Origin of the sequence: Vibrio sp. 14N.309.X.WAT.E.F5, from assembly GCF_030397615.1 — a bacterium.
In the GTDB taxonomy this organism is placed as follows: Bacteria; Pseudomonadota; Gammaproteobacteria; order Enterobacterales; family Vibrionaceae; genus Vibrio; species Vibrio lentus.
Genome location: NZ_JAPNXR010000024.1, coordinates 82,230 through 91,114 on the forward strand (window position 1 = coordinate 82,230; position 8,885 = coordinate 91,114).

Below are 8,885 nucleotides of genomic sequence, written 5' to 3' on the forward strand. Positions count from 1 at the left end.
CATGCCATTAGTGTTTTGGGTATTAGGCGGCGTAGGCGCGGGCAGTCTTATCGGGATCAGCGCGAGCAAAGGAATAACCAAAGTGTTGTTTGTGGTGCTCATCATTGCCTCATGGATTTGGTTTAAAGGAGGGCAATGATGCTCGGATCATTAACATCACTAACGGGTGGTGGCGGCTTGCAAGGTGGTATGGCAGGGCCTGCGACTTCTGGAACGGCAGGTAACACCACGAACAACAGTGGATTCGAAGGCGGGCACATCAGCATAGGTGAATCCAAAGGAATGCCGTGGTGGTTCATTGTGTTGATGGCGCTATTTGCGTTGTATGCGCTGTCGAAACGCTAGCCTACAACCCACGTCATGGTCGTCCGTTCAGCAACGGTTAAAACCGGTACTTAGAGACTACTACGAACAAGCACAAACTGAGGTAGCACAAGGCTTAGAGGCAACGTATCAAATAAGTGACACTGTCATGTTGTTGCGTGGTGAGCAGCTAAAAAACAACACCAAAGAGTTGGTTGTTGTGGGATTGGCGGGAGAAATGGCCACCGGCACGTTGGCCGCCGTTGAGCATGCTAAAAAGCATGGCTTTGATTCGGTACGAGCGCATTTTTATCGTGATGGTGCCGAGCGATTCATTGCAAGACGTTTGAAATTACCGGTTCACGAAATTGAACGTCGCGGTGATGAACGGGTTTTACAAATAAGGTTAGCGGATATGGGTGGAAGAAGTTCTTCAAAAAGTCGTCAAAGCAACACCACAACGACCACGAATACCAGCAGCAGTGCAGCGGTGGGTCGCGATAATACCGGCGTGATGCTGTCGGGCGTCAGTGACTCGGACATCAATTTGACCATGACCGATCATGGCGCAATGGCCATTGCTGGACGGACCGCAGAAGAAGCGTTTGATTTTGGTACCCAAGCCTTGAGAGTCAATGAATCGGTTGTTGGAGATTCACTGAACATGGTCGATAACTCGCTGCGCGTGGTCGACAACACCGTTGACGAAGCGTTTGGGTTTGGGACTTCCGCGCTTGAAGAACAATCCGAAGTGAGCCAATACGCGATTGATTCAATCAAGTCGATGGCAGGCCAACAAACGGAAACGACCAAAGCGGCGATTGCTTTGGCCGATGGTGCTAAATCTCGAGAGCAAACCGGCACCTCTGAATCGGACAATTCAATGTTGAAGAAACTGTCTCTCACAATGGGGATCATCGGCACCATTATCACGATCGGTGTTTTGATGGCAGGGCGTTCATCATGAAACAGACTCACACACTAAGGCCTAATCAAACGTTGACGTTTAACACGGGTCAGTCCGGTAAGTACCTTATATTACGCGACACTACGCACTCGTTACTGCTGCAGGGCGATACCATGCGTCCAGTTGAGATCTTTGGTGGTGACACCGTTGATGTGTCAGCGCTAGATGAACTCGAATTACACAATCATCAGCCCGTAGATGTGACCTTTGAATACCAAGTGTCGGATTTACTGATCATGACCAAGGCTCAGAAAATCAGCGTTAACAATGCGCTGTTAGTCAGTGAAATTGAAAAGCCAATAAACGTTAGAAAACTGCTCGATCCGGTTAAGGTTAGTGACATTGTAACCCCACTAAAAGTATCTGAAATACAAACACCTACTACGATTAGTCAGGTTCAAACGCCGATCAATGTCAATCGAGTGACCGAGCCGGTTACCGTCGACCAAATCACACAGCCGTTGACCGTTGAACGTATTCAACAACCGGTGAATGTTGAGGTCGGGAATGCGTCGCTAAACGTGCAAGCGACCATCACCAATAGTGAACTGAAGGTCACGTCGGATCCTGAGCGGGTGACGTTTGCGAAAATCGGCAATGGAACCCTGCAATTAACGGGGCGAACTCAGACCATCCGAGGAAAAACCACAAGACAGATCCTCATTTTACAAGCGGCTTCGACCAACAAAGCGTCGGTCATGGTTCAAGAGTTTTTGGAGTTACGCCCGGGCGGGCATTTGATGCTCAACACTAACCAAGCCGTGAGCTTGAAAGGCACTGCGAGCGACCGCCTTAAAGTAGGAGAAGCGCTATGATGTTGTCATTAACCAATCCTGAGCTTACGAGCGCTAATGATAGTTTGTTGAACGTGGAAGCAGAGCACGACAATCAGATGAAATTCATTTTCGGCTCAAATCGAAAGGCGTCGTTCCCACTTTCTAACCATGTTGAATTGCTCGATTTGACCCTTAGGCGCTTTAAGCAATCGCAAGCAACGCCGCATAGCCAGAGCAGTAGTTCCTCTCGGATTTTGGCGAAACCTGGCATTGTCTATATCAGATTTCTCAGGGCCAACAAAACGCAAGTGTCTTCCCGTCTCCTGTATCTGTATTTTGCCTCGAATTCCCTTTATGGCTATCCATTGTTTCTTATAAAACCGAAAGCCGCGGCCAAACTTGAAATTACCGTCTCCAACGTTGACGCCAGCGTTACGCTGCATTCGAGACTCCTAGTGAAATCGGAGGACGAATGAGATGGATACTGTTACTCGCCAGTGGCTTACTGGCTGGAGTGTACCTTATGAATAAGAAAACCATCGATGAGTCGGTTAACAACTTTGTGTTGTCTGCTCGCAGTGAAGCTCGAATGCTTGGTGTTCATGGTGATTTGAAGAAAGTTGTCCGTAGAGCCTTGCAGATCTCACCATACGATTTCGGTATCACCGAAGGACTTCGCACCGCCAAGCGGCAATACAAGCTCTATCAACAAGGCTTGAGCCAACTAGACGGCCACAAACGTCCAAGTCGTCATCAATCCGGCCATGCGATTGATTTCGTGGCTTACGATGAAAACAACAAGGTGACATGGGACTTTAAGTATTACGAAGCGATCAGCAAAGCCTTTAAACAAGCGGCTAGGGAGCTCGAAGTCTCAATCATTTGGGGTGGAGACTGGAAAAGTCTTAGAGATGGTCCACACGTTGAATTGAATCGTTTGGTGTACCCATGATTGGCGCGTTATTGAATCTGGTGACTGGTGGTGTAGCCGCGTATAAGCAGCTTAATCAAAACAAAGCTGAGGCGTTAAAGCGTAAAGACGAACTCGAAAATGAGAAGCATCAGGCGAGGGTGCGGCGATTACAAAATGGCGAAGAGCAGGCCAGTAACCTTGATGAAATCAGCATTCGAGATAGGGGATTTAAGGATGAATTTATCCTGTTAGTCGTCTTCGTGCCACTCATCTTGTCCTTCATTCCCAATTACGCGCCATATGTCGAGCAAGGATTCGATGCACTGCAGAACATCCCTAACCCTTATTGGTTTGTTGTCGGTGCCGTTGTAATTGATACGCTAGGCATGCGCGCCATGGTGCGATACCTATTGGAATACTACGTATCTCGATGGAAAACGAAGTGATGGCGTTTCTTGATGCGTTAATCATTGCACTGATTACAGGTGGAGTCTCAAGCCTTGGCACGATTGCGGCTTTGAAAACGGATATCAACTGGATAAAACGAGTGCAGCAAGACCAAGAGCAACGGATACGAAAATTGGAGGATCCCAATGGCTAAGAAATAGACTAAGTAACGAGATTATGGAGAGCTACACAACCAGAACAGGTGAGTGGTCAAAGCGAACATCTTGCGGAAACACTAAAAACCTCTCACCACTATAAAAGTGGCGCTTTTGGTTAACAATTTATAATTGCCTGTAATTCTATAATCTAGCTTTACCATTAATGATTTAAATCACTGTTATTGTTAGGGTTATTTGCTATAATGCTTTCGTTTAAATCAGATAAATTAGAAAATCCTGAATTTTATCTGTTTCATAACTGCTATAGCTAATATCAAGCTTTCATCATAATAATCATAACGATATTGAATGATGCACTATGTGGAGAAAATGTGAGGGATATAGTCAATAAATTGCGTGATGCTCGTGAAAAGACTGAGCTAACCCTGATTAAAAGTGAATTGCTAAAAGAGCAACACAGATTAGAGAAGTTGCGCGATGACTTAGAAGAAAGAGAAGAAAGCATCGATGAGTATGCCAAATATGAGGCGCGTGATGTTGAATATCATAGTCAAGGGTATGCAGCCTTCTTCAATACAAGAATGGAAAAGGACAAAAGTATATTGACGTTATCTGTTGTTGGTATCGGTTACCTTGCGACATTTGCCAAGTTAGGTGACGATAAACTGATTGGACTTGAATTTTTCCTTTTTTGTATTGCGAGCCTTTCATTTCTCACTTCCATTGTTGTTGTAATACATATATTTAAAATCAATGCTGATTACATTACAGCGATATTGGGTCAAAATCCTCAAGTTCAACAAAAGGCTAAGTATCTTGGTCGACGTCTCAAGTGCGCAGATAGAATCGTCTTTTGGTCATTCATTCTAGGCCTAGTAAGCACGATTATTATGGGCTACATAGCTTCGAATATTTAGATGATGCATGAGTAACAAAAATGGTTGTTGTGAACTTAAAGAAGAGTTTTTCTGGTGCAACTGATCTAAACCCCAACACACCCCAATCAATCCTCAACAAAAAAATGAGAGTAAAAAGCGTGACCAAACCAACTAATAAACCACAAACATCTGTATTTCAATCGGAGAAAGAAAATCAATTAGAACAAATACTTAAAGGTACTGGTGGTACAGTTAAGAGTAGTGTCGAAGGGATTCAGGATTTACGTCCAGTACCGCCATCACGTCCAAGTAAGAAAAGCCGCCAACAAGGTTCTTAAGATCAGCACCAACGCTTACCACTTTTGGTCGGCGTTGTTTTTTTGTGTAAGAGGGATGAGGTGTTGTCTAATGGAGTTTTATGAACCAGTTTTTTGAAAGTGAAACGACTCAGCGAGTAATTGCGAAGTTCATTAATAGAATTGATGGATTAACTTATGAGTCAGATTTCGAAAGTACTCGTAGCAAACACTTACTTGTTGTCTGTAAGTCTATAAAAAATAACCCAGAGTCATGGGATCAGCGTTGCCAAATAAATATTGGTTGGATTAGTGAGCATTTAATTCATTTTTTCGAAGATAGAACTACTAACTTGGATAAAGACGATTTAGATAGCGCAATGGGCTTACTATTCAGGTTTCTTCTAGAATTTCATTTATCCACACCAAATGACATTCATAGGGATTTGGAGAAGGCTAGGCGTTTCTGCACTGAAAATTCAGCAAGCTTTACCGAAGAGGGGCAATCAGACATTCATTTTGCAGTTAGTGAAATGCCGATTGCTATCTTGAAGGAAATCGCCAACAGTCCAGCCGTCGAAAGTGTGCGAAAATTACACCAGGCCAAATCAAGTTTCGAAGAGACCAAAAATTCATGGGACAAAGAATTAACTGAAAGGGAAGAACGGGCATTAAACTTAAAGCAGTCTCTCGATACGTATAAAGATGCTTTTAATTTTGTTGGGTTGAGTGATGGGTTTAGTAAACTAGCGGAACAAAAGCAAAAGGAAATTAAAAGCGTTCTGCAATGGCTCAGAATAGTGTCTATCTTAATCTTATTGCCTCTTGTATTAGAAGTGTCATACGTGCTCTTGAACATTGATAAAGGTGCTGAGCTAACAAGGGGGATGATGTTGGTAGCTTTACCTACCGCCTCCCTGATTGTTATTTTGGTATATTATTTCCGAGTTCTTTTGAGTAATTACAAATCCTTACAATCTCAGCTACTTCAAATAGATCTTAGGATGACTCTCTGCCGCTTTATACATAACTATGCTGAGTATGCCGGCGATATGAAGAAGCAGGATCAAGGGTCTTTAGATAAATTTGAAAGTATAATTTTTTCAGGTATTGCTTCTAATGCTGAAAACATACCATCTACTTTTGATGGTGTTGAGCAACTGAGTAAGCTAATAAAGTCCGTCAAACAATAAAGATATAGTAAAGCAATTAGCGGTTTACGGGGTCAGTTTAGTTACTTGACTCTATGCTATTTTCAGTGCTTTGAGGATGAAGCTTTAGGAATATATATGTGGATTAAAGAAATAGACATAATAGGTGTCGGTGGAATACAAGAGCTTCAGTTGGCTCTAGATCCTAAGATGAACTTGATATGTGGACCAAATGGGATCGGAAAGACTACGATCCTTGAATCGGTTGCTCATACTTTTTCAAGTGGGAGAACAAATGTACTGAAACGAAATGCAAAATCTGGGAAAAGCCATATTCGAGCAAAAGTTGACATAAATGGCATGACAAGAATATCCAACATCGAATTTTCAGAGTTTGTTCCGAGTCAGCAGGCCCAAATAAATGGACTTAATGATCTTTCGACAAAGCTGCTCTCACTAAAAATTAACAGAACTTTCGAGCATCGAGCTCTTCCGGCTGTTGGAAAGGATACTGCAAAGCCAAATGGTAGCGCATGGAATGAAGCTAGAGCGGGCATTGATTTGAATGACGTAAAAAACTGGTTTGTTAATCGCTATCTCTATTCTCCACATAACACATTGACTGAAACTCAAATCGCTAACTATGAATTGGCGAGGGACAGCTTTTCTGCATTAAATGAAAAATTCACATTTAGTCGAGTTGACGCTTCATCAAATGAGATTTTGGTAAATACTCCGACTGGAGAGATCTACTATGAGTATCTGTCTTCAGGTTTCAAATCATGCATTTCGATTATATTTGGGATAATAAAGGAAATTGAGTTCAGATTTGTTGACCCTCAAGTTAAGGCAAGAGATTTCGATGGAATTGTCTTGATTGATGAAGTTGAACTTCATTTACACCCTGAGTGGCAGACGATAATCACGTCAGTCCTTACTGAGATATTCCCAAACACTCAGTTTATCTGTACGACTCATAGTCCGCATATAATTCAATCGGCACAGCCAAATCAAATAATTGCAATTGAAAGCCTTGATGGTAAAGCGACACAGCGTTCTTTACCAAGTTCAGAGCATGGATTCAAAGGTTGGACTATAGAAGAAGTGCTAATGGATGTCATGGGAATGTATGATTTGAGAACTGATGCCTTTACTGAATCCATCAATAGGTTTGAATCTGCGATAGAAGAGGAAAACTATCATGCTGCTTTATCTGCATACAATGCTCTAGATTCGATGCTTCACCCAAATAATCATATGAAAAAGATGCTGAAATTCCAGCTTGCTTCTATTCAAGGGGCTGCAATTGATTAAGCTGAATAAGCCAGTGGCTCCTGATTATCTTGATGATGAGACTGTGGTTCGTCTTACGGAGTCATTCAAAGTTACCGGAAAAAATGTATGGAATCATGATGATATTAAAAGTGCATTGCTTCTAAGTAGCTCTAGTAAATGCGCATATTGTGAATGCAAGCTAAATGCAGAGAGTAATTATATGGAGGTAGAGCACTTTGAAGACAAAAGCTCAAATCCAGACAAAGTTGTTCTTTGGGATAATCTGTTACCTTCATGTAAAAGGTGTAATGGAGCAAAAGGGACTCACAATGTATCGCTTGAGCCTATAGTCAACCCTTTTGTAAACGAGCCCAAATCTCACTTGGGGTTTAAATTGTATAGATTAACTAATAAGACTAATGTTGGTAAAAATACAATTGACGCACTAAACCTAAATCATTCTGAGCGAGCTGTGATTAAACGCTTCGAAATCGGCGAGCAAGTTTTATCATCTATAAACGACGCTCATGATAGGTACCATGCTTGGTCAGTCGGTGGACAAACAACACGTTCAAAAAACATACTTGTTGGTGGCGTTGAAGGCTTACTTCTAGAGTGTCAACCATGCTCCTCATATTCCGCCACTACTGCAACTGTTTTACACAATGAGTTACGTTATGTTCAATTGGTCGAACTGCTTAAAATTGAAGGACTTTGGAACGACGTTCTTAATGAACTACATCATGTTTCATTAGGTCTAGTGTTGGAATGCTCTTAATCGAGCACTGACGACTCGAGAGGTAAATACTCTGGACCTCGAGCTTAAAAAATCAAAAAAGTAGTTCAGAATAGTTAACAGATAGACTTGCGCAAACCTGGAGCCTAAAAATGGAATGGAATAGGAGAGACATACCTTTTTCTCGGCATCTTATAATAGGGATTCATTAGCAGCATGACTTGGAATTTTTGGTCTTATTATGCTGATGATAATTCCCTAAGGTCTGCGTGAAGTATTACTTGAATTTGGTCGGCACCCAAGGTTTCGCTGGCATACGGCGACCGCCACGAAATGGCAAAGGATGCTCTTTAGGTGGGTAAAACTTTGGGGAATCAATTCGGCCGTGGCGTTCAACGAGCTGACGATGCTCGTCGCGCCAATACGCAAAACTGAGCAATTCTTTCGGATTAAACTCGCGTCGTTCAGGCGTGATCAAGGTGGCACGGTCAAAGTGAACCCTAAATCCATTCCAACGATGGTCTAAAGGCAAATAACCGCGAGCGTGGATGTTCATCAATTTTTCGGCCATCGGGTTCACAGGGACTTCACCTGAGAGCCAACGTTGGACCGTGATCGGTTGAACGTGAAAAAAGGCCGCGGCGTCGTGGATATCATCAAAGTGATGATGCACGAGATCCGCAAAGTGTGGCGTGAGCATGTGATCTCCTTCAAAAATTAAGACAAGCGTGCAAAGTTTTTTTCCTCCTCATAAAGTGTGTTTGTAGTAGAAAGTCTCTGGAAACGTCGACACGTCAGCGTAAAAATCAGAGACACGAAAACAAAGTATAGCCAACAATATCAAACTCAACGCGCATAAATGTGCAGACAAAATCCATAAAACCAACGACATTAAGGACTTAATTCAGCGTTGTGTGCAAAATCTTCAAGGACTAAGGTACTGAATAGTCTCAGATTTCAATGTACACCACTGCGTATTATGTCTGCTTATGTTCAATCGTGCATATCTCCTTGAATCAGTGCA

14 protein-coding genes are annotated in these 8,885 nt (G+C 42.6%); 13 read left to right on the plus strand and 1 reads right to left on the minus strand.

Annotation, left to right across the window (positions count from 1 at the left end):
* Nucleotide 1: 1 nt before the first annotated feature.
* From OW495_RS20415 to OW495_RS20475, 13 genes are all read left to right on the plus strand, one after another.
* On the plus strand, nt 2-139 hold the full coding sequence (locus OW495_RS20415; protein WP_202910160.1) for a hypothetical protein: 138 nt from the start codon (nt 2-4) through the stop codon (nt 137-139).
* Nucleotides 139-345, plus strand: a complete 207-nt coding sequence (locus OW495_RS20420; RefSeq protein WP_248339104.1) for a hypothetical protein — start codon at nt 139-141, stop codon at nt 343-345. Before OW495_RS20415 ends, OW495_RS20420 begins: the two co-directional genes overlap by 1 nt.
* Nucleotides 326-1,270, plus strand: a complete 945-nt coding sequence (locus OW495_RS20425; protein ID WP_289888017.1) for a hypothetical protein — start codon at nt 326-328, stop codon at nt 1,268-1,270. The genes OW495_RS20420 and OW495_RS20425 overlap by 20 nt, the downstream gene beginning before the upstream one ends.
* Entirely contained in the window at nt 1,267-2,085 is an 819-nt protein-coding gene (locus OW495_RS20430) for a hypothetical protein (RefSeq protein WP_289888018.1), read from the plus strand. The genes OW495_RS20425 and OW495_RS20430 overlap by 4 nt, the downstream gene beginning before the upstream one ends.
* Nucleotides 2,082-2,522: a hypothetical protein gene (locus OW495_RS20435; protein WP_289888019.1), complete on the plus strand. Its 441-nt coding sequence runs from the start codon at nt 2,082-2,084 to the stop codon at nt 2,520-2,522. Before OW495_RS20430 ends, OW495_RS20435 begins: the two co-directional genes overlap by 4 nt.
* On the plus strand, nt 2,519-2,998 hold the full coding sequence (locus OW495_RS20440; protein WP_289888021.1) for a M15 family metallopeptidase: 480 nt from the start codon (nt 2,519-2,521) through the stop codon (nt 2,996-2,998). The genes OW495_RS20435 and OW495_RS20440 overlap by 4 nt, the downstream gene beginning before the upstream one ends.
* Entirely contained in the window at nt 2,995-3,405 is a 411-nt protein-coding gene (locus tag OW495_RS20445; RefSeq protein WP_289888024.1) for a hypothetical protein, read from the plus strand. Before OW495_RS20440 ends, OW495_RS20445 begins: the two co-directional genes overlap by 4 nt.
* Nucleotides 3,390-3,560: a hypothetical protein gene (locus tag OW495_RS20450; protein WP_155413483.1), complete on the plus strand. Its 171-nt coding sequence runs from the start codon at nt 3,390-3,392 to the stop codon at nt 3,558-3,560. The genes OW495_RS20445 and OW495_RS20450 overlap by 16 nt, the downstream gene beginning before the upstream one ends.
* 336 nt (nt 3,561-3,896) lie before the next feature.
* Nucleotides 3,897-4,442, plus strand: coding sequence for a hypothetical protein (locus tag OW495_RS20455; protein WP_289888030.1), 546 nt, complete (start codon nt 3,897-3,899; stop codon nt 4,440-4,442).
* Between the two features lie 20 nt (nt 4,443-4,462).
* Nucleotides 4,463-4,741, plus strand: coding sequence for a hypothetical protein (locus tag OW495_RS20460; RefSeq protein ID WP_017069894.1), 279 nt, complete (start codon nt 4,463-4,465; stop codon nt 4,739-4,741).
* Nucleotides 4,742-4,821: 80 nt separating this feature from the next.
* Nucleotides 4,822-5,892 (plus strand): hypothetical protein, encoded by a 1,071-nt coding sequence (locus OW495_RS20465; protein ID WP_289888035.1) that lies wholly within the window; start codon nt 4,822-4,824, stop codon nt 5,890-5,892.
* 96 nt (nt 5,893-5,988) lie between these two features.
* Nucleotides 5,989-7,164, plus strand: a complete 1,176-nt coding sequence (locus OW495_RS20470) for an AAA family ATPase (protein WP_289888036.1) — start codon at nt 5,989-5,991, stop codon at nt 7,162-7,164.
* Nucleotides 7,157-7,903: an HNH endonuclease gene (locus OW495_RS20475; protein ID WP_289888037.1), complete on the plus strand. Its 747-nt coding sequence runs from the start codon at nt 7,157-7,159 to the stop codon at nt 7,901-7,903. Before OW495_RS20470 ends, OW495_RS20475 begins: the two co-directional genes overlap by 8 nt.
* Before the next feature lie 235 nt (nt 7,904-8,138).
* Here OW495_RS20475 and OW495_RS20480 read toward each other — a convergent pair whose 3' ends face one another.
* Nucleotides 8,139-8,561 (minus strand): phage protein, encoded by a 423-nt coding sequence (locus OW495_RS20480; RefSeq protein ID WP_017107010.1) that lies wholly within the window; start codon nt 8,559-8,561, stop codon nt 8,139-8,141.
* Nucleotides 8,562-8,885: the final 324 nt, after the last annotated feature.

Coding starts and splice junctions, on each gene's coding strand:
- OW495_RS20415 (WP_202910160.1), top strand. CDS start 2: ATGCCATTAGTGTTTTGGGTATTAGGCGGCGTAGGCGCGGGCAGTCTT.
- OW495_RS20420 (WP_248339104.1), top strand. CDS start 139: ATGCTCGGATCATTAACATCACTAACGGGTGGTGGCGGCTTGCAAGGT.
- OW495_RS20425 (WP_289888017.1), top strand. CDS start 326: ATGCGCTGTCGAAACGCTAGCCTACAACCCACGTCATGGTCGTCCGTT.
- OW495_RS20430 (WP_289888018.1), top strand. CDS start 1,267: ATGAAACAGACTCACACACTAAGGCCTAATCAAACGTTGACGTTTAAC.
- OW495_RS20435 (WP_289888019.1), top strand. CDS start 2,082: ATGATGTTGTCATTAACCAATCCTGAGCTTACGAGCGCTAATGATAGT.
- OW495_RS20440 (WP_289888021.1), top strand. CDS start 2,519: ATGAGATGGATACTGTTACTCGCCAGTGGCTTACTGGCTGGAGTGTAC.
- OW495_RS20445 (WP_289888024.1), top strand. CDS start 2,995: ATGATTGGCGCGTTATTGAATCTGGTGACTGGTGGTGTAGCCGCGTAT.
- OW495_RS20450 (WP_155413483.1), top strand. CDS start 3,390: ATGGAAAACGAAGTGATGGCGTTTCTTGATGCGTTAATCATTGCACTG.
- OW495_RS20460 (WP_017069894.1), top strand. CDS start 4,463: ATGGTTGTTGTGAACTTAAAGAAGAGTTTTTCTGGTGCAACTGATCTA.
- OW495_RS20465 (WP_289888035.1), top strand. CDS start 4,822: ATGAACCAGTTTTTTGAAAGTGAAACGACTCAGCGAGTAATTGCGAAG.
- OW495_RS20470 (WP_289888036.1), top strand. CDS start 5,989: ATGTGGATTAAAGAAATAGACATAATAGGTGTCGGTGGAATACAAGAG.
- OW495_RS20480 (WP_017107010.1), bottom strand. CDS start 8,561: ATGCTCACGCCACACTTTGCGGATCTCGTGCATCATCACTTTGATGAT.